The sequence below is a fragment of the Pantoea sp. SYBGC1 genome (assembly GCF_057197005.1).
This window is the reverse complement of sequence record NZ_JBXUNM010000004.1, coordinates 180,741-207,077: the sequence shown is the minus strand read 5'-3', so window position 1 is coordinate 207,077 and position 26,337 is coordinate 180,741. Positions and strand designations below refer to the sequence as shown.

At 57.9% G+C, this 26,337-nt stretch carries 23 protein-coding genes and 4 tRNA genes; 13 read left to right on the top strand and 14 right to left on the bottom strand.

Annotated features, from left to right (window positions below):
• Window positions 1-4: 4 nt before the first annotated feature.
• A complete protein-coding gene (gene opgB, locus AC2CF9_RS09955) occupies window positions 5-2,293 on the bottom strand; it encodes a phosphatidylglycerol--membrane-oligosaccharide glycerophosphotransferase (protein ID WP_484556870.1) in 2,289 nt (762 codons plus the stop codon).
• A gap of 191 nt (window positions 2,294-2,484) precedes the next feature.
• Entirely contained in the window at window positions 2,485-2,874 is a 390-nt protein-coding gene (locus AC2CF9_RS09950; RefSeq protein ID WP_071669111.1) for a tautomerase family protein, read from the bottom strand.
• A 128-nt stretch (window positions 2,875-3,002) separates the two neighbouring features.
• On the opposite strand from AC2CF9_RS09950, the gene AC2CF9_RS09945 reads away from it, so the two are divergent.
• Entirely contained in the window at window positions 3,003-3,914 is a 912-nt protein-coding gene (locus AC2CF9_RS09945; RefSeq protein WP_484556869.1) for a LysR family transcriptional regulator, read from the top strand.
• On the opposite strand, the gene AC2CF9_RS09940 is transcribed toward AC2CF9_RS09945, so the two are convergent.
• A complete protein-coding gene (locus tag AC2CF9_RS09940) occupies window positions 3,888-4,907 on the bottom strand; it encodes a glycosyltransferase family 32 protein (protein WP_150018748.1) in 1,020 nt (339 codons plus the stop codon). The genes AC2CF9_RS09945 and AC2CF9_RS09940 overlap by 27 nt on opposite strands.
• A 415-nt stretch (window positions 4,908-5,322) precedes the next feature.
• Here AC2CF9_RS09940 and AC2CF9_RS09935 point away from each other — a divergent pair, with 415 nt between their 5' ends.
• The 4 genes from AC2CF9_RS09935 to AC2CF9_RS09920 all read left to right on the top strand — a co-directional run bounded on the left by AC2CF9_RS09935 (window position 5,323) and on the right by AC2CF9_RS09920 (window position 10,268).
• Window positions 5,323-6,273, top strand: coding sequence for a beta-propeller fold lactonase family protein (locus AC2CF9_RS09935; protein WP_484556868.1), 951 nt, complete (start codon window positions 5,323-5,325; stop codon window positions 6,271-6,273).
• 505 nt (window positions 6,274-6,778) lie between these two features.
• Window positions 6,779-8,167 (top strand): MFS transporter, encoded by a 1,389-nt coding sequence (locus tag AC2CF9_RS09930; RefSeq protein ID WP_484556867.1) that lies wholly within the window; start codon window positions 6,779-6,781, stop codon window positions 8,165-8,167.
• 76 nt (window positions 8,168-8,243) lie between these two features.
• A complete protein-coding gene (locus tag AC2CF9_RS09925) occupies window positions 8,244-9,257 on the top strand; it encodes a LacI family DNA-binding transcriptional regulator (protein ID WP_484556866.1) in 1,014 nt (337 codons plus the stop codon).
• 21 nt (window positions 9,258-9,278) lie between these two features.
• Window positions 9,279-10,268 carry a nucleoside hydrolase gene (locus AC2CF9_RS09920; protein ID WP_150018745.1) on the top strand — a complete coding sequence of 330 codons (990 nt, stop codon included), beginning with the start codon at window positions 9,279-9,281 and terminating at the stop codon, window positions 10,266-10,268.
• A 35-nt stretch (window positions 10,269-10,303) separates the two neighbouring features.
• Here AC2CF9_RS09920 and AC2CF9_RS09915 read toward each other — a convergent pair whose 3' ends face one another.
• The 3 genes from AC2CF9_RS09915 to AC2CF9_RS09905 form a co-directional block, all read right to left on the bottom strand.
• Window positions 10,304-10,768 (bottom strand): YbaK/EbsC family protein, encoded by a 465-nt coding sequence (locus AC2CF9_RS09915; RefSeq protein WP_071669106.1) that lies wholly within the window; start codon window positions 10,766-10,768, stop codon window positions 10,304-10,306.
• A 91-nt stretch (window positions 10,769-10,859) separates the two neighbouring features.
• Window positions 10,860-11,600: a siderophore-iron reductase FhuF gene (gene fhuF / locus AC2CF9_RS09910; RefSeq protein WP_484556921.1), complete on the bottom strand. Its 741-nt coding sequence runs from the start codon at window positions 11,598-11,600 to the stop codon at window positions 10,860-10,862.
• 161 nt (window positions 11,601-11,761) lie between these two features.
• Complete coding sequence (locus AC2CF9_RS09905; RefSeq protein WP_484556865.1) at window positions 11,762-12,856, bottom strand: GGDEF domain-containing protein; 1,095 nt, start codon at window positions 12,854-12,856, stop codon at window positions 11,762-11,764.
• 216 nt (window positions 12,857-13,072) lie between these two features.
• On the opposite strand from AC2CF9_RS09905, the gene AC2CF9_RS09900 reads away from it, so the two are divergent.
• Window positions 13,073-13,357 carry a DUF1435 domain-containing protein gene (locus AC2CF9_RS09900; RefSeq protein WP_071669150.1) on the top strand — a complete coding sequence of 95 codons (285 nt, stop codon included), beginning with the start codon at window positions 13,073-13,075 and terminating at the stop codon, window positions 13,355-13,357.
• Between the two features lie 90 nt (window positions 13,358-13,447).
• Here AC2CF9_RS09900 and AC2CF9_RS09895 read toward each other — a convergent pair.
• The 5 genes from AC2CF9_RS09895 to rsmC form a co-directional block, all read right to left on the bottom strand.
• Window positions 13,448-13,534, bottom strand: a tRNA-Leu gene (locus tag AC2CF9_RS09895).
• A gap of 27 nt (window positions 13,535-13,561) precedes the next feature.
• Window positions 13,562-13,648 (bottom strand) — tRNA-Leu (locus AC2CF9_RS09890).
• Between the two features lie 27 nt (window positions 13,649-13,675).
• Window positions 13,676-13,762, bottom strand: a tRNA-Leu gene (locus tag AC2CF9_RS09885).
• A 31-nt stretch (window positions 13,763-13,793) separates the two neighbouring features.
• Window positions 13,794-13,880 (bottom strand) — tRNA-Leu (locus AC2CF9_RS09880).
• 133 nt (window positions 13,881-14,013) lie between these two features.
• The gene (gene rsmC, locus AC2CF9_RS09875; protein WP_484556864.1) at window positions 14,014-15,045 is read right to left on the bottom strand and encodes a 16S rRNA (guanine(1207)-N(2))-methyltransferase RsmC; all 1,032 of its coding nucleotides are present in this window, start codon (window positions 15,043-15,045) and stop codon (window positions 14,014-14,016) included.
• Window positions 15,046-15,151: 106 nt separating this feature from the next.
• On the opposite strand from rsmC, the gene AC2CF9_RS09870 reads away from it, so the two are divergent.
• Genes AC2CF9_RS09870 through yjjG form a run of 3 tightly spaced genes read left to right on the top strand, consistent with a single transcriptional unit; the run spans window position 15,152 to window position 16,674 of the window.
• Complete coding sequence (locus AC2CF9_RS09870) at window positions 15,152-15,562, top strand: DNA polymerase III subunit psi (protein ID WP_145339437.1); 411 nt, start codon at window positions 15,152-15,154, stop codon at window positions 15,560-15,562.
• Window positions 15,534-15,974: a ribosomal protein S18-alanine N-acetyltransferase gene (gene rimI, locus AC2CF9_RS09865; RefSeq protein ID WP_039382428.1), complete on the top strand. Its 441-nt coding sequence runs from the start codon at window positions 15,534-15,536 to the stop codon at window positions 15,972-15,974. The genes AC2CF9_RS09870 and rimI overlap by 29 nt, the downstream gene beginning before the upstream one ends.
• A gap of 19 nt (window positions 15,975-15,993) precedes the next feature.
• Window positions 15,994-16,674, top strand: a complete 681-nt coding sequence (yjjG, locus tag AC2CF9_RS09860; RefSeq protein WP_484556863.1) for a pyrimidine 5'-nucleotidase — start codon at window positions 15,994-15,996, stop codon at window positions 16,672-16,674.
• An 87-nt stretch (window positions 16,675-16,761) separates the two neighbouring features.
• Here the strand turns inward: yjjG and AC2CF9_RS09855 are convergent, their stop codons facing one another.
• Window positions 16,762-17,433 (bottom strand): YtjB family periplasmic protein, encoded by a 672-nt coding sequence (locus AC2CF9_RS09855; RefSeq protein WP_150018741.1) that lies wholly within the window; start codon window positions 17,431-17,433, stop codon window positions 16,762-16,764.
• Window positions 17,434-17,540: 107 nt separating this feature from the next.
• Here AC2CF9_RS09855 and serB point away from each other — a divergent pair, with 107 nt between their 5' ends.
• From serB to nadR, 3 genes are all read left to right on the top strand, one after another.
• Window positions 17,541-18,518, top strand: coding sequence for a phosphoserine phosphatase (gene serB / locus AC2CF9_RS09850; protein WP_039382434.1), 978 nt, complete (start codon window positions 17,541-17,543; stop codon window positions 18,516-18,518).
• A gap of 13 nt (window positions 18,519-18,531) precedes the next feature.
• The gene (gene radA / locus AC2CF9_RS09845; RefSeq protein WP_039382437.1) at window positions 18,532-19,914 is read left to right on the top strand and encodes a DNA repair protein RadA; all 1,383 of its coding nucleotides are present in this window, start codon (window positions 18,532-18,534) and stop codon (window positions 19,912-19,914) included.
• Window positions 19,915-20,223: 309 nt separating this feature from the next.
• Window positions 20,224-21,450, top strand: a complete 1,227-nt coding sequence (gene nadR, locus AC2CF9_RS09840) for a multifunctional transcriptional regulator/nicotinamide-nucleotide adenylyltransferase/ribosylnicotinamide kinase NadR (RefSeq protein WP_039382440.1) — start codon at window positions 20,224-20,226, stop codon at window positions 21,448-21,450.
• A 51-nt stretch (window positions 21,451-21,501) separates the two neighbouring features.
• Here nadR and ettA read toward each other — a convergent pair whose 3' ends face one another.
• Both ettA and deoR read right to left on the bottom strand, forming a co-directional pair.
• Window positions 21,502-23,169, bottom strand: coding sequence for an energy-dependent translational throttle protein EttA (gene ettA, locus AC2CF9_RS09835; RefSeq protein WP_484556862.1), 1,668 nt, complete (start codon window positions 23,167-23,169; stop codon window positions 21,502-21,504).
• Between the two features lie 153 nt (window positions 23,170-23,322).
• On the bottom strand, window positions 23,323-24,087 hold the full coding sequence (gene deoR, locus AC2CF9_RS09830; protein ID WP_150018739.1) for a DNA-binding transcriptional repressor DeoR: 765 nt from the start codon (window positions 24,085-24,087) through the stop codon (window positions 23,323-23,325).
• Between the two features lie 298 nt (window positions 24,088-24,385).
• On the opposite strand from deoR, the gene sltY reads away from it, so the two are divergent.
• Complete coding sequence (gene sltY, locus AC2CF9_RS09825) at window positions 24,386-26,305, top strand: murein transglycosylase (RefSeq protein WP_150018738.1); 1,920 nt, start codon at window positions 24,386-24,388, stop codon at window positions 26,303-26,305.
• Window positions 26,306-26,337: the final 32 nt, after the last annotated feature.

The window sequence follows — 26,337 nt, the reverse complement described above, 5'->3', positions numbered from 1 at the left end:
GCGCTCAGGGGCGCGGCACGATGCGGATCTCCGCCATGCCAATGCCGAGCTTGCGCGGCGCCTGACCCACAATATTGTCCTGATTCGACAGCTGCGGCGCCGGTGGCACAATCACCAGATTATGGCTGCCGTCGCGATTGCTGAAGTGCAGCGTAGTGGTGGAGAAGCTATCGTCCAGCCGCAGAACCTGCTCCTCGCTGCCAACGCGTACCGGAATCGGCTGCTGCGCATTGGCACCAAACGCGCGCGCGGTGATCACCAGATCGAACCGCGGCGGTAGCGGATCGGCATACTCAATATTCACCTCCGGAGCCAGATTGGCATTGGACCAGCGCCCCCAGCTCTCCGGACGCGAGATGCCGCTAAAGCGCCGGATGCTGTGCGGAGCGCCCGGCACGTTCAGCACAAAGCTGTCGGCATCGTAGCGAATGTCATTATCCTCAATGCGGATCTGCTGCTGGTTGAGGCGCCAGGTTTCCGGGCTGACGCGCAGCGGCGGAAAGTGCGTTTTGCCGTGCCAGAGCGGCTGATCGATACGCACCACGCTGGGCTGGCCGCCCATCTGGCCCATCGCCAGGCAGAGATCGGTGGAGAGCGCCAGCTCCGGCTTCCAGAGCCGCGCCATTTTGAAGCAGCGGTCGGCCCAGACAAATTTTTCGTTCGCGGCAAAATCGGCCAGCTGATAGCGCAGCGGCGCGGCATACTCTCCCTCCGGCAGCGGTTCAACCTGCTTATTGCCCAGCCGGAACAGGATCGGCAGGCGGAACGTGGCGCCGGAGAAGGTAAAGGTATTCTTCTGCTGGTCGATAGTGAACTCTTTCATGCTGGCCGGAAAATTCCACAGCTGCACAATATCAGCTTTCCAGCTGCTGACCTTTTTCGCCATGTCGTCAAACTGCGTGGAGAGCGACGGCGTAGAGAGTGAACTGCGGCCAAGGCCCAGCGCCTTGTCACCGCCGAGGATCTCCAGCACCGTGGCGCCGTTATCCAGCGGGCTGCGTGGCGCATCGCGCACCTCCGCCTGCGGCCGATCGCCGCGAATGACCATAAAGAGATCGCGGCGCGGCAGCTTCGCCAGATAGGGGTGGGCGGTATTGTTCATCGCCAGATGATCGGAGCTGACGACGATGACGGTGTTTTTAAACCACGGCGAAGCTTTAATACGCTCAATCAGCCGCGCCACGTGCTCCTGTGAACAGGCGACGGCGCTGAATGACTGATTCATTTTGCCCTCATACTGATAGCTTTTACGCTGGCAGCTGCGGGAGATAAAGCCATCCGGATGATGGGTATCCACCGTCAGGGTAAACAGGGCAAAGCGTTTGTTCTGCTGCGACAGTTCAGCATACTTCTCAAACACCTCATCCAGCACGGTATCGTCGTAAAAGCCCCAGTTGTTGCGGTAGTCAGGATCGGCCACGCGGCTTTTCAGCTCCTGCGCGCCATAGAGATTCGATGCGGCGAAGCCGTGCGAAAGCAGAAAAGTATCTTTGCCGGCAAAGCGCAGATCGGCGCCCTGAATAAACCAGTTCTCGTAGCCGCTGTTTTTGAGAATATCGCCGAGGCAGAGACTCTGCGGATAGAAGCTGGAGAGCGCGGCTGAGGCGTTACCGTCAAAAGGCGCAAACAGCGGGATACCGCACTGTGAGGCGATCATGCCGGCAATGGTATAGTCGGTGCCGGGCAGCTGCGCGGTATTGCTGAAATCCAGGCTCTGCGCCTGCTCGCGGCTCAGCTCCGGCGCCAGGTCGGGAAAAGCCTGCTGATTTAAATAGGTGCGCTCCAGGCTCTCGCCGTAGATATAGACCAGGTTGAGCGCGGGCTGTTCAATACGGTTCTGCGGCGTGATGTACCAGGTGGCGAAATCGGAGTCGCCCGCGTGCGCGTGCGACGCAATCAGATCTTTAACCTGACGAAACGCCGGCGTGGTCTGCACCGATCCGGCGGCGCAGGCGATCGCCAGCAGGCTCCAGCCGAGGTGATGCGGACGTTTATGGCGGCGCAAAATCCATGAAAGAAAGCAGAACAGCAGAAACAGCACAATAATCAGCCCGATAGCGGGCACCACATATTTACTGACGCCGGCGCCGGTCAGGCTGTTGGTCAGCGTGTAGATCACCGCATCATTGATGCCGTCACCGGTAAAATAGTTGCTGGCGAACAGCGTTGCATTCAGCACAATAAACAGCGTCAGCAGCAGCAGCATCAGGCTGAACCAGAACGTATTGCGTCCGGCTTTAGAGGCGTAAATGATGATGGCGGTCAGAAACAGCACGATTGAAAGCAATGCCAACGGCAAATCCTCACGATATATGAATAGCGCGGCGCCAGCGGCCGCGCGCCCTCTCAGGGGGGTTGCGTCAATCTATATTGGCTGTCACCGGGCTGCAACCTGTCCGGCGGGATTTGTGCGGTACATTCGGAATCGTGCCGCCAGGCGGGACGATAAGCGCGGCGGCGGTAGCGTATCGGGCAGACTGTGGCTTATAACGCACCGGTAAGATACTGCGCTTCACCGTGCGCAAAGCTCCAGTCACCTTTGCTGTTGGTGATAAAACTTATCATCAGATCGTGGCCCTGCACGCCGCAGCTTTCACGCAGCTCGCGCGCCAGTTCTGCCATAAAACAGCTTTTTTGCGCCTCACTGCGCGGGCTGGTGTAGACCCGCACCATCACCAGATTATCCGTGCGCGAAAAGCCCAGTCCGGTATCCTGAAAAACCATCTGATAAGCTTTGTTTTCGTGAACAATCTGATAGCGGTCGCGCTCAGGCACGCCGAACGCAGTCAGGACGGCGCGATGGGCGGCATCCAGCAATGTACGAACTTCAGCCTCGGAGCGGCCCTGAATCAGATCGAAAGTGAGTAATGGCATCGATAAATCCTCGCAGTAGTGGCGTAAAAGTCGCGTTAAGTGAGGCTATGCTGCCCGCTGCACGCGCAAAGAAAAAGCGACTGCGATAAAATGATTGTTCACTATTTTGAACAATGGCGGGCAAGGCGATGAAAACCGAAGCGCTCTGGACACATCTTTACTGGCTGACGGTACTGGCGGAGCAGGGCAGTTTTACCCGCGCCGCTGAGCGGCTGGATGTCAGTAAAGCGGCAGTGAGTCAGAAAATTAAAGAGCTGGAAGCGCTGACCGGGGTTGCTCTGGTTCAGCGCACCACGCGCAGCGTGCGGCTTACGTCAGCCGGTGAGCAGCTGGCTGGCGAGCTGCGTGAGCCCTTTACCCGGATAGCGGAAAGCGTTTATCGCGTGCGCGATGAGGCGGGGCCGGTACGCGGACAGGTACGCATCAGCGCGCCGGTGGCGTTTGCCCGGCAGCAGCTGGTGCCGATTATCGGCGACTTTCTGCGTGAATATCCGCAGGTGCGCCTGCAGCTGGATGTGACTGACCGCCTGGTATCACTCGGCGGGGAGGGGTTTGATCTCGCTATCCGTCACAGCCAGTCGCTGCCGGAAACGCACGTCGCGCTGCCTCTGTGCGCCACGCGCGCGCTGCTGGTGGCTTCGCCCGCTTATCTGGCACAGCACGGCGTGCCGCAGACGCCGGACGCGCTGCTTCAGCATAACTGCCTGTGGTATCCGCGCGGTCCCGATGCGCCGCAGTGGCGCTTTCAGTCGCATCAGGGCGGCGAAACGCTGACGGTAAAAATTCAGGGGAATTTTGCCACCAATAACAGCGAGTCGATTCGGGACGCCGCGCTACAGGGAGCAGGCATTGCCATGCTGCCCGATTTCAGCGCCCGCGCAGCGCTGGAAAGCGGTGCGCTGCGGCCGGTGCTCTCATCGTGGCAGGCGGTCGACGCCTTTGCCGACCGCCTCTGGGTGGTGCGCCCTTACGCGGCACAGGTGCCGCGTGCGGTGACGACCTTTATTCACTGGCTACGCGCTCGCTTTGTTAACGGGTGAGGGCAGCGCCACGCTGAGCGGTGCGGCAGGTTGCATCATTGCGCCCAGCAGGCTGCTGCGGTTGTAGTTCCCCAGACGCAGGTTAAAGTCGAGATGCAGCTGTGCATGACCATCCAGCTTAATAACCGGCGGCGGCGTATGCGGGCGCTGATGAAACAGAATGGCATGCGTAAAGGCGTCGCTTTTCCAGTTGTTCAGGCGCTGATAGTAAAAGGCGCTGGCTTCGCATTTACGCAGAAAGAGATTAACGCGGCGATATTCACGCATGGCCGCCTGCTGCGCCAGCGCACCCGGCTGCTGTGCCGGTTCAGCGATTCTCTGCGTCAGCAGCGAAAAGTCATCACGCTTGCGCATTTCGTTAAAGAAGCTCTGCTCACCCTGATGCTTGATGGGCGCATACTGCTTCTGCCATTCGCGAATAAAAGGATTATTTGGCGCAGCAGCAAGGAACCAGTTCTCAATAACAGGCGCGAGATAATTCAGCGTTGAGCGTTCGCAATAATAGCCGATCACATCCATCGGACGTTCCTGATGGGCGCTGTGTACCCAGCTCAGATCTTCAAACAGCAGCGCAGCACAGTCGATAGCGATGCCGCCGTAGCGTAATAACAGCTCAAGCCTGATCACTTCGCTTTTCTGCTGTGCCGTTAATTGCGCTGAGGTAAATATAAAATCGGGCAGGACTTCTTTTACAGAATATTTATTTAACAGGTGAACGCTGTGGTCAGGATTATCGCGGCGTATTTTAGCAATATTCACCTGTAACGATTTTGGTAAATATTCTGTATCCCAGTACAGCCATACTTTTTTCGGGATCTCTGGCAACGTCTTCTCACCAGAAAGTAACACGATATTGTCCTCTTCGCTGGGATCATACTCCGGCGCGCAGAGCGCATTATGCTGTTTTTTCTGCAGTAATGACTGACCGGTAAACGCTATTCTTTTCCAGTTGTGCCAGAGCGCGCGCGCCGGCTGAAGACGTTTTTTTGACATGATGCACCTGATTATTGTGATTATGGGCAAGGAGTCCCTGATGCTGGCGCCTTAGGCGCTCTTATGTTTCCTTACGGGGGCTGTGTGTAAAAGTATTACCATGAGCTTAATAAAACATTCTTCGCGATTGCGCTAATCCTTTTTTTCTCTTTCAGATAAAGCGGAAAATGAAGCTGCCGTTATCAATAAAAATTTAACAAAATAACAGCGTGACAAATTTCACAGTTTACTTTTTCCCGCCAGGATTAATCCTAAGATCGTTCCCGGCGTGCAGCCTGAAGAGCGGGAATGTGAAAATTGTGGTGAGAAATGAACGTTTATCCCTGCTGGATTTTAGTCTGGTATCAGAGCGAAATTTACCTTCGTCATACAGCTTAGCTACGCTTTAGTCAGGCATTCTGTTTAAGGAGTGATTATGCAGTCATCTGCCCGCGGTCTGATAGCCGTTGATAAACAGGGGAACCGGGTGCTGTTTCTGCATCCGGAAAGCTTTGCTGTTGAGCAGGAGCTGAATGCGTTTCCGCCGCGCCCGCACGAGCTGCTGATGCTGCCCGCACTGGAAAAAGCCTATGTCCCGCTCTGTGGCAGCGGCGTACACGGCGATAACCCTTATCCCGGGCATAAAGTCGCTGTTATCGATCTGCGTCAGCGCCGGATCAGCGGCTTTATCGACCTTACGCCACTGCAGTCGCCGCACAGCGGACAGCTGGGGCGCGACGGCAAAGTCTATCTCTGCTGTGAAAACAGCGCGGCGGTTGCGGTTATCGATCCGCACACCGATCGCGTAGAGAAAATCATCCCGCTGCCTTCGCATAACGCCCACCGGCTGACGCTCTCTCCCAGCGGACGCAAGCTGTTTACGGAAAATGAAGAGGACGCCAGCATCACAGTAATCGATTTATGTGAGGCAGAAAGCCGCGTCATTGATAACATTCTGCTGCCTGGTCCGATAGCCGGTATTGCTGCCTCGCCCAGACATCCTTATCTGGTCGCCAGCGCCGCCGACGCACCGCTGCTTTACGTGATCGATCGACAGAGCCACCGGGTCCGGCAGCGCATTACGCTGGCCGGCCACCAGCAGCCCTGCCAGGTTGTGCGGTTCAGTGCCAGTGGCGAACGGCTGGTTGCGATCGGGCATGATGAATCACTGATTACGCTGTTTGACGATCTGCTTAATCCCTCAGGTACTCTGCGCGTAGGGTGCCAGCCAGGAGATGGCTGTTTCAGTGAAGATAATCGCACGCTGCTTATCGCCAACGAAGGCGATGGGTCGTTAAGCGTTATCGATCTGGCGCAACGAAAGGTGATAGCCACGCCGCAGGCGGGCACAGGCTGTGAGACGTTAAGTTATTTTACGCTGAGCTGAGGCAGCCGCTGTCATTTCATTGTCATCTGCAGGTGGCATAAAGGCGGCGCGACAGCAGGCACTGTGCAGCTATTGATAAATTACGGATACCCGTTGCTGCGTTTTAATACGGCTTTTGCTTAATTAAAACGCATGCAATTACCTGAATTCTCGTATTTTTTTGGTATTAATCAGGGAGGATAGTCAAAATAATCTAACTAATTTTCGTTTTGCCGCTTGATTTATCTACGCGCGTAGATAGACTGTCTCCCCAGTGATAACTCACGGTGCCAGACGCGGCTACGGCCCTGAAATGACCATGTTACATTTGCTGTGCTAATACGATCGGTGAATTAAACACCGGCGAAACGCAGCAGAGAGATGAATTCCAACACCAGGGAATTCCTTACTGATCTTTCAGGATTTGCCTGTCGAACGTCGTCACCGGGACGTTCTGCTTGCTTAAGCAAGAGAACAGACCCATGGAAGGGCGTTTACTGTTTTCACTTCACTAAGAGAAAGGGTTATGACGGAACATCATCCCACTGCACAGCACTCACCCCACCTCACCGCGGCTGACGAACGGCTGCAAACTCCCGCTGGCCGCAAAGATTTCTGGCGCGCAACCTTCTCCTGCTGGCTCGGTACGGCGATGGAGTATGCCGACTTTGCGCTGTATGGCCTGGCGGCAGGTATCATCTTTGGCGACATCTTTTTTCCGGAAGCGACACCCGCTATGGCGCTGCTCTCAAGCTTTGCCACCTGGTCAGTCGGCTTTATCGCCCGCCCGATAGGCGCGCTGCTGTTTGGCTGGATTGGCGATCGCAAAGGGCGCAAAGTCGTGATGATCAGTACGATTATCCTGATGGGCGCCTCAACCACGCTGATTGGCCTGATCCCATCTTATGCAACAATCGGACTCTGGGCGCCTGCCTGTCTGGTACTGCTGCGTTTTACGCAGGGGCTGGGAGCGGGGGCGGAGCTCTCTGGCGGCACCGTTATGCTGGGCGAGTATGCCCCGGTTGAGCGACGCGGCCTGGTCTCTTCCGTGATCGCGCTGGGATCAAACAGCGGCACGCTGATCGCCTCTCTGGTCTGGCTGGCGGTGATCCAGATGGATAAAGAGAGTCTGCTGGCCTGGGGCTGGCGTATTCCTTTTCTCAGCAGCGTCCTGATCGCCGTAGTGGCGCTGTGGATCCGCCGCCATCTGCGCGAAACGCCGGTGTTTGAGCGTCAGCAGGCTGAACTGCAGGCGCAGCGCAGCGAGACGCTCTCCCGGGCGCATATTGAAACTGACAGCCGCAGCGTCTGGCAGCGAACCCGGGCGTTCTGGACCATGGTGGGTCTGCGCATCGGTGAAAATGGCCCCTCTTACCTGGCCCAGGGCTTTATCGTTGGCTACGTTGCAAAAGTGCTGATGCTGGATAAGTCGGTACCGACCACGGCGGTATTTATCGCCTCGCTGCTGGGCTTCCTGATTATTCCGTTTGCGGGCTGGCTCTCCGATTGTTTTGGTCGCCGCATTACCTATCGTGGTTTCTGCCTGCTGCTGATGATCTATGCGTGGCCCGCCTTCAGCCTGATGGATAGCCGCGATCCGACAATTATTATTGCTGTTATCGTTACAGGAATGGCGCTCGCTTCGCTGGGGATATTTGGCGTACAGGCGGCCTGGGGCGTTGAGATGTTTGGCGTAAAGCATCGCTATACCAAAATGGCAGTGGCAAAAGAGCTGGGGTCGATTCTTTCTGGCGGCACGGCGCCGCTGGTCGCGGCAGCGCTGCTCTCATGGACCGGCCACTGGTGGCCCATCGCCGTTTACTTTAGCGCGATGGCCACTATCGGGTTTCTGACGACGTTTGTCGCACCGGAAACGCGCGGCCGCGACCTTAATCTGCCGGAGGATGCCATCTGACGCGCAGCTGCAGGCAGGACTATTGACATAACGCTGGCCGGTGAATCCGGCCAGCGGCATTTATATTGAGGCTAATTTGGCAAAATCTCCCGGCGGAAATGTAACCCGTACCGATGTCGCCCGCGTCGCAGGCACCTCGGTAGCCGTGGTCAGCTATGTGATCAACAACGGGCCGCGCCCGGTGGCGGAAGCGACCCGTCAGCGGGTGCTGGCTGCCATTAAGCAGACGGGCTACCGGCCTAACGCCGTAGCGCGCGCGCTGGCCTCCGGCACCACCAAAACCTTTGGTCTGATTGTGCCGAACATTGCAAACCCGTTTGTCGCTTCCATGGCGCATGTCCTGCTGCAGGAGTCGCTTAACCACGGCCATATCATGCTGCTGGGTGATGCCGGTGACGATCGTCAGCGTGAGCTGGAGCTGATTCAGGGAATGCTTAACCGTCAGATCGACGGACTGTTTTATAACAGCGTCGATCGTCATCCCTATATTGATGTGGTGCAGGCGAGCGGAACGCCGCTGCTGATGCTGGATCGCATTACGCCGCAGCCCGGCGTCAGCGTGCTGAGCATGAATGAACGGCTGGCGGCCTGTGATGTCACCCGGCATCTGCTGAGTCACGGTTATCAGCAGGTAGGCATGATCAGCGGCCCGCTGGCGATGTTTAACGCTCAGGATCGTATTCAGGGCTGGCGTGATGCGATGCAGGAGCAGGGGCTGACCGTGGATGAAAGCCTGATTTTCCCGGCTGACTACTCGCGGCAGGGCGGCTACGACGCGGCGCGGCGCATGATCGCCAGCGGTCGCGTACCGCGTGCGCTGTTTGCCAGTAACGAAGGCCAGGCCATTGGCTGTATTCGCGCGTTTGCCGAGCAGGGGATCCGCGTGCCGCAGGATGTGGCGCTGGTCTGTTTTAACGGTACCACGCAGGCCGCGTTTCACGTGCCTTCACTGACCACGGTGCGGCAGCCGCTGTCTGAGCTGGCGCAGCGCGCTATTGCTATGCTGAAAAACCAGCCGGAGGAGGGGGTGATGGCCGAGCTGCCGCACTACATTGAAACCGGCGAATCCTGTGGCTGCCTGCAGCCTTAAATACAATAACGATAAAACATTATGAAAAGAGTGATTATTGATTGCGATCCGGGGAATGGCATCGCAGGTGCAAATACTGATGACGGACTGGCGATTGCGCTGGCGCTGGCATCACCCGCGCTGTCGCCGGAACTGATTACCACGGTCACCGGTAACACGCCCAGCGCGACGGGGGCGCGCGTGGCAAAAGATTTGCTGAAACGTCTCGGGCTGAATATTCCGGTGGTGCAGGGGGCGCTGCAGGCGCTGCGCGAAGATCCGCTGCCGTGGCGGGCGCGTCTGGATAATCTGGCCGATCCGGCGCTGGCCGCGTTGTGGCAGGGCGTGCGTCAGCCCGCGGTGATGGCGGCGGACGGCAATGATGCTGCCGGCGTGATGGGCCAGCTGATCTGCGATAACCCGGGAGAGTTTACCCTGGTCGCTATCGGGCCGCTGACGAACGTGGCGCAGGCGCTGCAGCGTTATCCGCAGATGGCTGAAGCGGTAGCGGAGATTGTGATCATGGGCGGCGTCTTTGCGCTTGATGACTACATCAAAGATACCAATTTTGGTCTCGATCCGGAGGCGGCACATCAGGTACTGCACAGCGGTGCCACCATCACCCTGGTGCCGATGGACGCCACCACGCAGACGCTGCTGACCCGCGACGATCTCGCACGCATTACGGCGCAACCGCATCCGCTGACGCAGTTTATCCGCGAGACGCTGGGCCCCTGGATCGACTACTCAATGCGGACCCGGCGGCTGCCAGGCTGCTGGATCCATGATGCGCTGGTGGTCGCCTGGCTGCTGAACCAGCGCGTGGCGGAAGGCGCCGATTATTACGTGGATATCGAGCTGCGTCCTGGTGCTACGCGCGGCAAGAGCTGGCGTTACCGTCCACCGCTGCGACTTGATGTGGGGATCCCGCCGGAAACCGGGGCGCTGGTGCATGTCATCCAGCACGTTGATAATGCGCTGCTGCTGGATATGCTAGAACAGGCTTTTACCCGTCTGCCGCTCCGGCTCTGAAACGTGACAGCGACGGCGCGATACTATCCGCGCCCTCAAAGCGCTTCACAGACATCGATCCAGGTGGCATGGGTCAGCTCCGCCATTCTCAGCGGTGAGATGCGTACCGCGCTGCGCACCGAGCCCGCGGCGGGCAGCACCTCATCAAAGCTGCGCAAAGAGATATCGCAGTACACGGTCAGCGGGTTTTCCAGGCCAAAAGGAGAGACGCCGCCGACCGGATGGCCGGTCCAGTTCACCACTTCATCGACGCTCAGCATGCGCGCTTTGGCCCCCAGGGCGGCTTTCAGTTTGCGGTTATCCAGACGCGCGTCGCCGCGGGTAACAATCAGCACCACCTGCTCTTTCACTTTCAGCGACAGCGTTTTGGCAATCTGCCCCGGTGAGACGCCGTGAACGCGTGCCGCCAGCGCCACGGTGGCCGTGCTTTCAGGCGTTTCAATAATTTCGATATCCGGCGCATGCTCAGCAAAGAACTGCTGTACCGACTCCAGGCTCATGTTGTTCTCCGGTAAAAACTGAACCTGAACGCTGCCACAAGGCGAAAAAAGTGTAAACGAGAGAAAAGGAGAATTTACGGCGCGTGCGTGCTTATTGCGCTTTCAGTGTACAGTTACCGCAGCGCTCGACGTCAGGAATACGATAGCGCTGACAGCAGCTGCGCCGCTCCATCGTCCCGTGACGCATAATCATGGTGCGGTAAAGCGGGTTATCGCTGCCGTCCGGCAGCGACGGCGTGAAAAACAGCATCTCTTCCAGCTGGTCGATCAGCGCGGCGGGCAGCTGCGCGCGGAGTTCACCCAGGAACCAGTAGATCAGATATCCCATGTTGTTCCAGATAAGGCGCGCATTGATGTCGCCGTGTTGCGTCATGCCTTCCACGGCGGGCTGCAGGCAGGTCTGGATCAGGCGCGCCATACGCTGCGGAGCAGAGAGAAATCGCGCGGGCTCATCCTCCTGCACCTCCAGCCAGAAGGTGGCAGGATGGCCATTTTCGTGAAATTCAGCGCGGATATATTCAGGTGAGCAGTTCAGGGCACGCGGCTCATGCAGCAGCGCCATCATCAGCGTGGGCACCAGCAGGCCGAAGTACCACTGCGCCCAGAGTGACTGCAGCGGCTTCGCCTCCCGCGGCGTATCAGGATGGCTGCGATAAAGATAGTCACCGTAGCGCTGCGTCAGAGACTGAAAGTGCTCCGGTGCTGACCATTCAGCCAGCGTCAAAGCGCCTTCCGGTGCGGTTTCCCCCAGTCTGACATATGCCTGACGGTCGCTGCACTGCTCACGGATCAGCTCCTGCAGTGCGCGTACCAGCGTGCGATCGCGCTGCATGAAGATCGGGGACTGCTCACTGAAGCGGTGCGCCTGACGCGTAATCGTAGCCATGCCAATCCTGAATGATAACGGGAAACGAAAAACAAATGATAATCGTTCCTGATTGAGTGAGCAAGATAGCAGCAGCAGAAGATTGCTATAGCGTTGTATTTATCACTTTAGTGCGGCTCGTTAATCGCCTGCCGGCGTGCCGGCAGCGCCTCCCAGGCCAGGATGGTATTGCGCCCGCGGTTTTTGGCGACATAGAGCGCACGGTCAGCGTTGGCGACGGCCCGCTCAAAATCGTGCGCAGCCATCGGCGCGATGCCGGCGCTGACGGTGACGTGAGTCGATACCGCGGTATTAGAACGATGGGGGATCTCCAGTTCCAGCACCGACTGCCGGATGCGCTCGGCGAGCTTCATGGCGATTGACGCGTTGACATTGGTCAGCAGTACCAGAAACTCTTCACCGCCATAGCGGGTGACCACATCGCGCGAGCGGACGGCGTCACGGATCGCAGCCGATACGCGCTTCAGCGCCTGGTCGCCCATCGCATGTCCGTAATTGTCGTTATAGGCTTTGAAGTGATCGATATCCAGCAGCAGGATAAAGTGGCTGCCGGCATGGTTCTCCAGAATCGTTTCCAGCCGGTTCTGCAGCCCGCGCCGGTTATAGAGGCCGGTCAGCGGATCGAGCATGCTGAGCGCGCTGAAGCTCTGCTTCTCTTCATACAGCTGGCCAATCAGCTGCCGGGTAAAATGGTCAAAACGCCGGCGCATCAAATGCAGCAGGGAAAATCCAATCAGCGGCAGCGTAATAGTAAACAGAATGGTAGTCAGGTGCTGTCCGTTATCCAGCAGCAGCACGGTCAGCACCGGCGGCAGAATATGCAGGCAGAATGCCGTTAAATAGTCGCTCAGTGCGATAGCGCTGATAAAAAAGACGCTAAGTAAACTGATAATTAAATAGCTGCTATCAAACGCCGAAATCAGATGATATTTCTGATTAATATGCCACGCCCACAGCAGCCCGAGCAGCAGCGCGACCGGCGTTAATACGGGAAAGCGCAGGCCGGGCATTATCAGGCAAAGCAGCAGCAGCGTGGTGCTGAAACCCGCGACCAGCACCGCAGGCAGGGTAAATACCGGTATCTGAACGTTCAGGCAGGGCAGCAGGCAAAAGAGTGAAACGGCGATATTAAGAAACAAAAATAGCATTAGCGAAAGCCGATATTTGCTCTGTTTCAGTTCATCGTAAGCGTTTAATTTCATTGTTATTACCCGTGACAGCCCTGAAATATCAAAGCGCTACCCGGCAGCGTTAATTCTGCTATGCGGATAGTCAGCACGTTTCATGTTGTTATCAGGTGTGTTATCGGCGGCAATTTAGCATTTTCCAGTATTTCTGTCATGCGGTGAAAAATTCGCTGCAGAATGAGAATGGTTGTCATATGATAATGGTAATTCTTATCATTAAGGGGCGTAATGATGATTGCAGCAATGCTGGCTGCCTGCGGCTTATGGGGTGTGAGCTGGATAATGGGTAAGCGCCTGGATAGCGGCTGGGGTATTCTGCTGCCCTGTACCGCTATGCCGCTGTTTGCGTTATGGGAACCGGGCTATGCGCAGTGGCGGGCAATCATGATCGTTATGCTTCTGCTGACGCTGGTTATGCTGTTTCACCAGCGGCTGCGCCACTATATATTGCTGCCATCCTGCGTCGCGCTGGCGGGCGGCATTACGGCAGCGTCAGTAAATTTTCATCTGGGTTAGCAGCGCGCAGAAACAGCAACATCACGCAGCGCGTGATAAGCAGGGGGGTAACATTCAGGGAATTAACTGCCGGGGGAGAGGTGACAACAGTGGTGCGAAGAGAGGGACTTGAACCCTCACGTCCGTAAGAACACTAACACCTGAAGCTAGCGCGTCTACCAATTCCGCCACCTTCGCATCGTGTTGTCTGTTTATATCACCGCATGGTGCGAAGAGAGGGACTTGAACCCTCACGTCCGTAAGAACACTAACACCTGAAGCTAGCGCGTCTACCAATTCCGCCACCTTCGCATCGTGTTGTCTGTTTATATCACCGCATGGTGCGAAGAGAGGGACTTGAACCCTCACGTCCGTAAGAACACTAACACCTGAAGCTAGCGCGTCTACCAATTCCGCCACCTTCGCGCAGTGCACGCGATATAAACTCTGTGATTATTGGTGCGAAGAGAGGGACTTGAACCCTCACGTCCGTTAGGACACTAACACCTGAAGCTAGCGCGTCTACCAATTCCGCCACCTTCGCATACCGGCAACACTTTACAGTATTGCTAACCACGGAGGCGCATTCTAGAGGTTTTACGCAATGCGTCAACAGATATTTTACGGCGATAAACCGACTGCTGCAAAAAGCAACGCTTTATCGCCGTATCAGGCGCTTAGCGTCCGCGCGCGCCACGACCATAAACCGCACGGTAAACCTTAAAGCGGCCGGTCTGCGCCAGCACTTCGTGGCTGCCGAAGGTCTCATCCAGTATCTGCGGATAAGGCAGGAAAGCATTCGCCACAATACGCAGTTCGCCGCCGCTGCTCAGATGCTTCACCGCGCCGCGGATAAGGCTGGTGGCCGCATCAAGGCTGGTCTGCATGCCGTCATGAAACGGCGGATTAGAGATGATCAAATCGAAACGTCCGGTAACGTCGCTAAAGACGTTGCTGGCAAACACCTCGCCTTCCAGCCCGTTTGCCGCCAGCGTGGCTTTGCTCGCTTCAATGGCAGCAGCGTGCACATCGCACAGCCACAGCCGCACCTTCGGGGAGTGCTGCGCCAGCGCAGTGGCTAAGACACCGCTGCCGCAGCCGAGATCCAGCACTTTTCCTTTGGTGTGCGGCGTCAGGGTCGACAGCAGCAGATCGCTGCCAATATCCAGGCCATCGCGGCTGAATACGCCCGGCAGCGTATGGATGGTCATCTCGTCCAGCTGGTAGATATTGCCGAACTGGCTGGCATCAAACTCAGGCTGCTGCGTCAGCTGGCCATGATAGAGGCCGCAACGACGCGCGCTGTCAATTTTCTCCAGCGTTACCCACTGCTCCAGCATGCCTTCGGCGCTGCGCACGCCGCTGCGGTTTTCACCCACGACAAAGATATCGCTGCCGACAGGGAGTAACGCGAGCAGATTTTGCAGCTGGAACTGCGCTTCCGGCTTATTTTTGGGCCAGAAGTAAATCAGGGTGGTGCAGTCTGTCACATCGGCCGCGCTGGCCACGAGGCTGTATACGGCGCGATCGCCCAGCCGATGGCTCAGGTTCTGCCAGTGATGATACTGCTGGGTGTGAACGCGGCTGAGCGCGGTTTCCAGCTGGGCGGGCAGGTCATCCTGCAGGTCACCCGCAAACAGCACGTGGCGGGTGGTAAATTCATCACTGTGGCGCAGAATAACTTCACTGGCCGGGGTAAAAGCAGACATGGAACGCTCCTGTTAAATCAGAGCGGGGATTATAGTGCTTTGTTGGCGCATGTTCGACGGGTTTGCTAGCATAGCGCGCATTACTTACGGCATAGCGGAAAACAGCATGAGTACAAGACGCGACTGGCTTCTGCAGCAGATGGGGATTACGCAGTATCAGCTGCGGCGTCCGCGCGTGCTGCAAGGGGAGATCGCCGTCAGGCTGGCACCCGATACGCGCCTGCTGCTGGTAGCGGAACACCCGCCGGCACTGGATGAGCCTCTGATACGGGACGTGCTGCGGGCGCTGGATATTCCGCCCGCGCAGGTGATGACGCTGACGCCGGAGCAGCTGCCGATGCTGCCAGAGCAGGTAGCCTGTCCCGGCTGGCTGCTGGGCGTGGAGAGCGGGCACACCTTTAACGGTGTGGTATTCACCAGCGCCGTCCTTAATGAACTGATTAGCAGCGGCGCAGCCAGGCGCGCGCTGTGGCAACAGATGTGTAACCATGACCACTATCTCGCTCATCACGGCTGACGATCGGCCACAGCAGCTCGCCATTGAACGCCGGGCGCACGCTTTTCCCTGGAGTGAACAGACCTTCGCCAGCAATCAGGGAGAACGCTTTCTCAACTTCGGGCTGCACAGTGATGGACGCCTTGCCGGCTTTGCCATTACGCAGGTTGTGCTGGATGAGGCGTCGCTGTTTAACATCGCCGTTGATCCCGACTTTCAGCGCCGCGGCTACGCGCGCCAGCTGTTGCAGACGCTGATCGGCGAACTGGAGCAGCGCGATGTGCTGACCCTCTGGCTGGAGGTGCGCGCCTCAAATCGCGCGGCGATTGCCCTGTATGAGCAGCTCGATTTTCACCAGGTCAGCGTGCGCCCCAATTACTACCCCACCGCAGGCGGACGGGAAGACGCCATCATTATGGCGCTGACACTTTGACCGCTGATTAAGGAGCACCATGTTAAACGACTGGGACTGCATCCTGTTTGATGCTGACGAAACACTGTTTCATTTCGATGCCTTTGCCGGACTGCAGCGCATGTTTACCCGCTACGACGTGCAGTTCAGCGATCGCGATTACGCCGATTATCAGGCGATCAATAAGCCTTTATGGGTGGATTACCAGAACGGCACCATCACCGCCGCACAGCTGCAGACGCAGCGCTTTACGCTCTGGGGAGAGAAGCTCAGCGTAAAACCGGATATCCTGAACAGTGATTTCCTCAATGCGATGGCGGAGATCTGCCTGCCGCTGGAGGGCGCGCCTGAACTGCTGCAGAGTCTTAAAGGCCGCGTCAAAATGGCGATTGTCACCAACGGCTTTACGGCCCTGCAGCAGGCGCGGCTGGAGCGCACGGGCTTTCACGATATGTTCGATGCGCTGGTGATTTCAGAGCAGGTCGGTGTCCCCAAGCCGGACGCAAAAATCTTTGCCCATACGCTGGAGCTGCTCGGCAATCCGGCGCCACAGCGCGTACTGATGGTCGGCGATACGCCCGAGTCTGATATTCTCGGGGGAATGAATGCGGGTCTTAAAACCTGCTGGATCGATCACGGCACGCGCCCGTTGCCTGCGGATATTACTCCTGATTTTCAGGTGAAGAACCTCGCTCAGCTTCAGGCTATTCTTACCGCTTAAAGCACGCCGTTAAAAACTGAAAACCAGGCAGAAGCAGCGGCCTGGTTTTTTGTATCGGTCTGAAGAGCCCGCGGCTCAGGCTGGCGCTTAGCGCTTCTTTTCCTGCGCGTCGGGTGTTTCTGCCGGCTCTTCCTCTTTATCTTCTTTCACCGCGCGGCTGGCGGTAAGCAGGAAGGGCGACTGCTGCCAGCGGGTGCGGCGATCGCGCAGCAGAGTACGGGTCAGAATGATGCCAATCGCCAGCGCCAGCAGCATCATCAGCCGCAGAATATTGGTGGTGTTATCTACCTGACGTGACTCGGTGACCAGAACGTGCGTGTCCAGCGTCACGCGCAGGAAACCCTGTGGCCCCTCTTTGCCTTCCAGCGGCTGCACAATCTGATGATTGAAGTAGCTGCCGGCACGTTTGCCATCCAGCGCCAGACGGTCGCGTACGTTGATGGTTTCACCGCTGTGTGCCACCAGGCTGCCATCGTCGGCATAGACGGAGGCATCAAGGATGCGGCTGTTATCCGTCATCTGATCGAGAATGGCGGCAATCTGTGTGCGGTTATCATCGCTGTTATCCATCAGGGGCTTGAGGCTGAACGCCACCTGGCGGGTAAGGGTATGGGCCAGCTCTTCAACCTGCTCAGAACGCGCCATCTGATGACCCAGGCTGAACCATGAGGCACCCTGCATCAGCACCACCAGCAACGCCAGAGAGATAAGAACAATCACCGTGCGATGCAGGCGAAATTTCAGTGCAGTTTTAACCATCAGAAACCCATGTGACATAGCAGCAGAAAGGCTGGCAATTATGTTGCCAGAACCCGCGCAGACAAGGTAGCCTCTTGCGTGGTTTTGTTGTCCCTACAGGAGCTGTAATGCCAAATCGTCTTACCTGGTGCGATCTGCCCGCCGATGTCTCACTCTGGCCGGGTTTACCCCTCTCCCTGAGCGGTGATGAAGTTATGCCGCTGGACTACCGTGCCGGCCGCACGGGCTGGCTGCTGTATGGGCGCGGACTCGATAAACAGCAGCTGACCGATTATCAGCATCAGCTGGGGGCCGCCATGGTGATTGTCAGCGCATGGAACGTTGACGAATATCAGGTGATCCGGCTGGCAGGTTCGCTGACGCCGCGCGCCACCCGGCTGGCGCATGACGCCGGATTTGACGTGGCGCCGCTGGGCAAAATCCCGCATCTGAAAACGCCGGGGCTGCTGGTGATGGATATGGACTCCACGGCGATCCAGATCGAATGCATTGATGAGATCGCCAGACTGGCGGGCTGCGGTGAGCAGGTGGCTGAAGTCACCGAACGGGCGATGCGCGGTGAACTCGACTTCAAAGCCAGCCTGCGTGAGCGCGTGGCGCAGCTGGCTGGCGCCGATGCCGCTATCCTTAAACAGGTGCGCGACACTCTGCCGCTGATGCCGGGCCTGACCACGCTGGTGCATAAGCTGCAGGCGCTCGGCTGGCAGGTTGCGATTGCGTCTGGCGGTTTTACCTTTTATGCGGATCATCTGCGTCAGACCTTGCATCTGGCGGCGGCCGTCGCCAATGAGCTGGAGATGCGCGACGGCAAACTCACCGGCGAGGTGATCGGCCAGATTGTCGATGCGCAATATAAAGCGGATACCCTGCATCAGCTGGCGCAGCGTTTTGATATCGCGCCGCAGCAGACGGTAGCGGTGGGCGATGGCGCCAACGATCTGCCGATGATTAAGCGTGCAGCACTGGGTATCGCCTATCATGCTAAACCTAAAGTGAATGAGCAGACGGAAGTCACTATCCGTCACGCTGACCTGATGGGGGTGTTCTGCATCCTGACCGGCAGCCTGATTCATGAAGAGCGTTAACTGAGGAACTGATTTGGCCAAAGCGGCAAAACGCGCCTTCGTGTGCAACGAATGCGGCGCAGACTATCCGCGCTGGCAGGGGCAATGCAGCGCCTGCCACGCCTGGAACACCATCACCGAGGTGCGCATTGCTGCCTCGCCTGCCGCTGCGCGCAATGAGCGCCTGAGCGGCTATGCGGGTAACGCCGGCAGCAGCCGGGTGCAGAAGCTCTCGGAAATTAGCCTTGAGGCGCTGCCGCGCTTCACCACCACCTTTAAAGAGTTTGACCGCGTCCTGGGCGGCGGTGTGGTTCCGGGCAGCGCTATCCTGATTGGCGGCAGCCCCGGTGCCGGTAAATCGACGCTGCTGCTGCAGGTCATGTGCAAGCTGGCGGAGAGCATGAAGACGCTCTATGTCACCGGCGAGGAGTCGCTGCAGCAGGTGGCGATGCGCGCGCACCGGCTGGGACTGCCCACGGATAACCTGAATATGCTGTCCGAAACCAGTATTGAGCAGATCTGCCTGATCGCCGAGCAGGAAGAGCCGAAGCTGATGGTTATCGACTCCATTCAGGTGATGCACATGGCGGATATTCAGTCTTCTCCCGGCAGCGTGGCGCAGGTACGGGAGACCGCCGCCTATCTGACGCGTTTTGCCAAGACGCGCGGCGTGGCGATTATCATGGTCGGCCACGTCACCAAAGATGGCTCGCTGGCAGGTCCGAAAGTGCTGGAGCACTGTATCGACTGCTCGGTGCTGCTGGATGGCGACGCCGATTCGCGCTTTCGCACGCTGCGCAGCCATAAAAACCGTTTTGGTGCGGTGAATGAGCTGGGCGTATTCGCCATGACGGAGCAGGGAATGCGCGAGGTGAGTAACCCTTCAGCTATTTTCCTGTCGCGCGGCGATGAGATCACGTCAGGCAGTTCGGTGATGGTGGTGTGGGAAGGTACCCGGCCGCTGCTGGTTGAGATCCAGGCGCTGGTGGATCACTCGATGATGGGCAATCCGCGCCGCGTAGCGGTAGGGCTGGAGCAGAACCGTCTGGCGATTTTACTGGCGGTACTGCATCGTCACGGCGGCCTGCAGATGGCGGATCAGGATGTGTTTGTTAACGTGGTAGGCGGCGTAAAAGTCACGGAAACCAGTGCCGATCTGGCGCTGCTGCTGGCGATGGTCTCCAGCCTGCGCGATCGTCCTCTGCCGCAGGATGTGGTGATCTTCGGTGAGGTCGGGCTGGCAGGTGAGATCCGGCCGGTACCGAGTGGCCAGGAGCGTATCTCTGAAGCAGCCAAGCACGGCTTTAAGCGCGCCATCGTGCCGGCCGGCAACGCGCCGAAGAAAACGATTGATGGCATGAAGGTTTACAGCGCGAAGAAGCTGGCAGATGCGCTGGCCATTCTGGATGAGCTGTAATTTCGCAAGGGCGGCATAAATGCCGCCGCCACGGTATGTAGGGGGCGCATTAATGCGCCCCTGGTTCAGATGATGTATGCAACCAGGGCGGCATAAATGCCGCCCCTACGTTGAGGATGCGCGTAATTTTCCAAGGGCGGCATAAATGTCGCCCCTACGACATGTAGGGTGCGCATTTATGCGCTCCTGGTTCAGATGGTGTACGCAACCAGGGCGGCATAAATGCCGCCCCTACGACATGTAGGGTGCGCATTTATGCGCACCGTCTTAAAGACCGCACTGCCGTTTATTATCCGCAGGAGGCACTGAGTGTCATCATTTGACTATTTGAAGACCGCGATTCGGCAGCAGGGCCATACGCTGCAGCAGGTGGCTGACGCCAGCGGAATGACCAAGGGCTACCTGAGCCAGCTGCTTAACGCGAAAATAAAAAGCCCCGGCGCGCAGAAACTGGCGGCGCTGCATCACTTTCTCGGGCTGGAGTTTCCGCGGCGTGAGAAAACCGTGGGCGTGGTATTTGGCAAGTTCTATCCGCTGCACACTGGCCACATCTACCTGATCCAGCGCGCCTGCAGTCAGGTGGATGAGCTGCATATTATTATGGGCCACGACGAGCCGCGCGATCGCGCACTGTTTGAGAACAGCGCCATGTCGCAGCAGCCCACCATCAGCGATCGTCTGCGCTGGCTGCTGCAGACATTCAAGTACCAGAAAAACATCCGTATTCACTCGTTCAACGAAGAGGGAATCGAACCCTATCCGCACGGCTGGGATCTCTGGAGCGCAGGCGTCAGCGCGTTTCTGGCGGAGCAGGGGATTATGCCCGACTGCGTCTATACCAGCGAAGAGCCGGATGCGCCGATGTATCAGCAATATCTGGGGATCCCGGCGCGGGTGATCGATCCGCATCGATCGTTTATGAGCATCAGCGGCAGTCAGATCCGTCAGGATCCGTTTCGCTACTGGGAATATATTCCGACTGAAGTGAAGCCTTTCTTTGTGCGCACCGTCGCGGTGCTGGGTGGCGAGTCGAGTGGCAAATCCACGCTGGTCAACAAGCTGGCGAATATCTTCAATACCACCAGCGCCTGGGAGTATGGCCGCGACTACGTCTTCTCTCACCTCGGCGGCGACGAGATGGCGCTGCAATACTCTGACTACGATAAAATCGCACTCGGTCAGGCGCAGTACATCGATTTTGCCGTCAAGTATGCGAATAAAGTCGCCTTTATCGATACCGATTTTATTACCACGCAGGCGTTCTGCCTGAAGTATGAAGGACGCGAACACCCCTTTGTGCAGGCGCTGATCGATGAGTACCGCTTTGACCTGGTGATCCTGCTGGAGAACAACGTGCCCTGGGTGGCGGATGGCCTGCGCAGCCTCGGCAGCTCGGTGGACCGGCGCGAGTTTCAGTCTATTCTGGTGACCATGCTACGGGAAAATAACGTTGAGTTTGTGCACGTGCAGGAGGACAACTACGATGCGCGCTTCCTGCGCTGTGTGGAGCTGGTCAAAGAGCGGCTGGGCAATTAGCGTCTGAGCACAATAAAAAAGGCGCCCGGAGGCGCCTTTTTTATCAGCAGATTACTTCGCCATACGCTTGTATTTGATACGCTTCGGCTCCAGCGCATCCGCGCCGAGGGTGCGTTTCTTATACTCTTCGTATTCGGTAAAGTTACCTTCAAAGAACTCAACCTTGCCCTCATCCTGATAATCGATGATGTGGGTGGCAATACGGTCGAGGAACCAGCGGTCATGCGAGATCACCATCGCGCAGCCCGGGAACTCCAGCAGGGCATTCTCCAGCGCGCGCAGGGTTTCGATGTCGAGGTCGTTGGTCGGTTCATCCAGCAGCAGCAGGTTGCCGCCTACCTGAAGCAGTTTCGCCAGGTGCAGACGTCCGCGCTCACCGCCGGAGAGTTCGCCCACGCGTTTACCCTGATCGGTGCCTTTAAAGTTAAAGCGTCCGACGTAGGCACGGCTTGGCATCTCGGTGGTACCGATACGCATAATATCCTGGCCGCCAGAGACTTCTTCCCATACTGTTTTGGAATTATCCATCGCATCGCGGAACTGATCGACCGACGCCAGCTTCACGGTTTCGCCCAGATCGATGCTGCCGGAATCGGGCTGCTCCTGACCAGACATCATGCGGAACAGCGTCGATTTACCCGCGCCGTTTGGCCCGATGATCCCGACAATCGCCCCTTTTGGCAGCGAAAACGACAGATCGTCAATCAGAACGCGGTCGCCATACGATTTGCTGAGGTTTTTCACTTCCAGCACTTTATCGCCGAGGCGTGCGCCTGGCGGAATAAAGAGTTCGTTGGTTTCATTACGCTTCTGATAGTCGCTGTTGTTCAGCTCTTCAAAGCGAGCCAGACGCGCCTTGCCCTTAGACTGACGGCCTTTCGCACCCTGACGCACCCACTCCAGCTCTTTTTCAATGGATTTGCGGCGTGCAGCTTCCTGCGACGCTTCCTGCGCCAGACGCTGATCTTTCTGCTCCAGCCAGGAGGAGTAGTTGCCTTCCCACGGAATACCTTCACCGCGGTCCAGCTCCAGGATCCAGCCCGCAACGTTATCGAGGAAGTAACGGTCGTGGGTAATCGCGACCACGGTGCCTTCGAAGTCGTGCAGGAAGCGTTCCAGCCAGGCGACAGATTCCGCATCCAGGTGGTTAGTCGGTTCATCAAGCAGCAGCATGTCCGGCTTTTCCAGCAGCAGGCGGCACAGCGCCACGCGACGGCGCTCACCACCCGACAGGTTGCCGATTCTGGCATCCCACTCCGGCAGACGCATCGCGTCAGCGGCGCGGTTGAGCTGGGTTTCCAGGTTATGGCCATCGTGCGCCTGAATCACCTCTTCCAGACGGCCCTGTTCGGCGGCCAGCTTGTCGAAGTCCGCATCGGGATCGGCATACAGCGCGTAGACTTCATCAAGACGTTTCAGCGCGCCAGCGACTTCCGCCACCGCTTCTTCAACCGATTCACGCACGGTATGTTCCGGGTTGAGCTGCGGCTCCTGCGGCAGATAACCCACTTTAATGCCCGGCTGCGGGCGCGCTTCCCCTTCGATATCTTTATCAATACCGGCCATGATGCGCAGCAGGGTCGATTTACCCGCGCCGTTCAGGCCGAGTACGCCGATTTTGGCGCCCGGGAAGAAGCTGAGAGAGATATTCTTCAGAATGTGACGCTTCGGCGGTACCACTTTGCCGACGCGATGCATGCTATAGACGAATTGAGCCACGTTGTGATGAGCCTCTTGGTCTGTAAATAGTGGAACGTCAGATGCTGAAGTTTAGCGGTTTTCACGGCCTAATCACAGCCGCGCCGCGGTGAAACTTGCGTGACAGGCGTGATGTCAGACGCACTGCTGCGTAATTGTACGCGCTGACGGCGATCAGGGCAGATGCAGCGTAATCGCCTGCTCTGCCAGCCACGCGCTGAGCGCGGCGTCGGGGGCGCTGTCGCTGACCAGCCGCTCGAAACGGTGCAGCGCGCTGATACGGGCGGGCAGCACTTTGCCATATTTGCTGCTGTCTGCCACCAGAACCCGTTCACGCGCGCGCAGCATGGCGTGGTGCTTCATCGCCAGCTCATTCAGGTTGTAACAGGTTGCGCCCTGCTGCAGATCCACTCCCGCTGCTGAGATAAACGCCAGCGCCGGGCAGAGGTCATCCAGAATGGAGTGGTTACCGACCGGTGTAAACAGCGCGTTATCAGCGTGAAACTCGCCGCCGCTGAGGATCACGCTGCAGGCGGGCTTCTCTTTCAGTGCCAGAAAGGTGTTCATCGCGCAGCAGACGGCCGTAAAGGCGAGAGTGTCCGGAATCGCGTCGATGACGTAGGGCAGCGTGGTTCCGCAGTCAAAAAACACCGTATCATTTTCACGAATCAGCGCGGCGGCGGCCTGCGCCAGACGCCGTTTACGCGCGGCGTTGTGCCCGTGCTGATCGGAAACAAAGTAGTGCCCCGCATGGTTTTTCGGATCGCTGACCACATAGCCGCCGAGCAGCACCACCTGCGAGGCGGATTCGCTGAGATCGCGGCGGATGGTCATTTCAGAGACGCCCAGCAGCTGCGCCGCCTCTTTCAGATGCAGCTTATCGGTGCGTTTCAGGGCCTGGGCCAGCTTATTGAGTCGTTCGTCGCGCCGGGTTTCCATAAGCATCTCGGTAAAAGTGGTGTTCTGCCGCAGAGCAGCGGATGCGGTTTGCCATTGAGCCTCTGAGCGCAACAATCCTGACAGGTTTCAGGCGGTTGCGGCGCCGTCAGCAGCGGGTGGTCAATAGTAGCCTTAAAGGCGCCGTGGCGTAAACTGCGTTGCAGGTGCACAAGCGGGTCAGGGGGGCAGGAGCCCGTTCGTCAGGTAAATTTTGTTAAGAACGTGGCGAGAGACGAAAGCCCTGGTTAGCATGAAGGGAGTCCGGCATACGCTGGACCGAAGCAGAGAGGAGAGCGGAGTGGAGAAGTGGCGTAACTGGATGATAGGGATGTGTCTGGTCAGCACGGCAGGCAGCGTATGGGCCGACTCGCTGGATCAGCAACGACAGCGCTATGCGCAGATCAAGCAGGCCTGGGATAACAAACAGATGGACCAGGTTGAGCAGCTGATGCCGACGCTGCAGGATTATCCGCTCTATCCCTATCTGCAGTATCGCCTGCTGGCGCAGGATCTCGATCAGGAAGCGGGGCTGGCGATCAAAAACTTTATTCAGCAGTATCCGACGCTGCCGCCGGCCAAATCGCTGCAGACGCGATTTGTGAACGTGCTGGCGCACCGGCAGGACTGGCAGGGGATTTTAAGTTTCAGTCCGGATGAGCCGAAGCCGGTGCAGGCGCGCTGCAACTGGTACTACGCTAAATGGGCCACCGGCCAGCAGCAGACGGCGTTTACCGGCGCGAAAAGTATCTGGCTGCGCGGTTCGGCACTGCCCGCTGACTGCGACCGGCTCTTCTCAGTCTGGCAGGCATCAGGTCAGCTTTCGCCGATTACCATTCTGGAGCGTATCCGCCTGGCGATGAAAGCGGGCAACGATAGCCTGGTAAACTATCTGGCAAAAATGCTGCCGGCGGATTACCAGACCACCGCCAGCGCACTGCTGGCCCTGCAGCAGAATCCGCAGACCGTAACGACGTTTGCTGCCACGCTGGGGCCGACCGACTTTACCCGTATGGCCACCAGCTACGCCTTTGCGCGCGTGGCGCGCGAAGATATGGATAACGCGCGCATGATGATCCCGCAGCTGGTTAAAGCGCAGAAGATGAGTCAGGCAGAAGAGCAGGATCTGAAAGAGGCGGTGGTATGGCGCATGATGGGGGCTGACCTGACCTCAGAGCAGGCGCGCTGGCGCGATGCCGTAGTGATGAACAGTGAATCCACCGCGCTTATTGAACGTCGCGTGCGCCTTGCGCTGAGCGAAAGCGACCGGCGTGGCCTCAACACCTGGATTGCGCGCCTGCCGCCGGAAGCGAAAGAAAAAGATGAGTGGCAGTACTGGCAGGCAGATTTGCTGATAGCGCAGGGGCGCAAAGAAGAGGCTGAGGAGATCCTGCGTAAGCTGATGCAGCAGCGCGGCTTCTATCCGATGGTAGCGGCGCAGCGTCTTGGCACCGACTATCCGCTGAAGATTGATGACGCGCCGGCCGCGGACAATAGCATCGTGCAGGGACCGGAGATGGCGCGCGTACGCGAGCTGATGTACTGGGGCATGGATAACCTGGCGCGCAGCGAGTGGGCAAACCTGATCGTCAGTAAAACCCGCACGCAGCAGCAGATGCTGGCGCACTACGCGAACCAGCAGGACTGGTGGGATCTGAGCGTGCAGGCCACGATTAGCGCAAAAATGTGGGATAGTCTGAAAGAGCGTTTCCCGCTGGCGTGGCGCAATCTGTATCAGCAATATACCGGTGATAAGGCGATCGATCCGAGCTACGCCATGGCTATCTCGCGCCAGGAGAGCGCCTGGAACCCGAAAGCGCGCTCCCCGGTCGGGGCCAGCGGATTGATGCAGGTGATGCCAGCCACGGCCGCGCATACCGTGAAGATGTACAACATTCCCGGCTATGTAAACAGCAGCCAGCTGCTTGATCCGCAAACCAATATCCAGATTGGCACGCAGTATCTGGAGTATGTCTATCAGCAGTTCGGGCAGAACCGCATCTTCTCCTCCGCCGCCTATAATGCCGGCCCGGGGCGGGTGCGCAGCTGGCGCAACAACAGCGGCGGCAAACTGGACGCGGTGGCCTTTATTGAAACGATTCCGTTCTCTGAAACGCGGGGCTACGTGAAGAACGTGCTGGCGTATGACGCCTACTATCGCTACTTCATGGGGAAACCTGACAAGATTCTCAGCGACAGCGAGTGGAATCAGCGTTACTGAGTGTGCTATGCTTCCGTACTCGTTAATGAGTA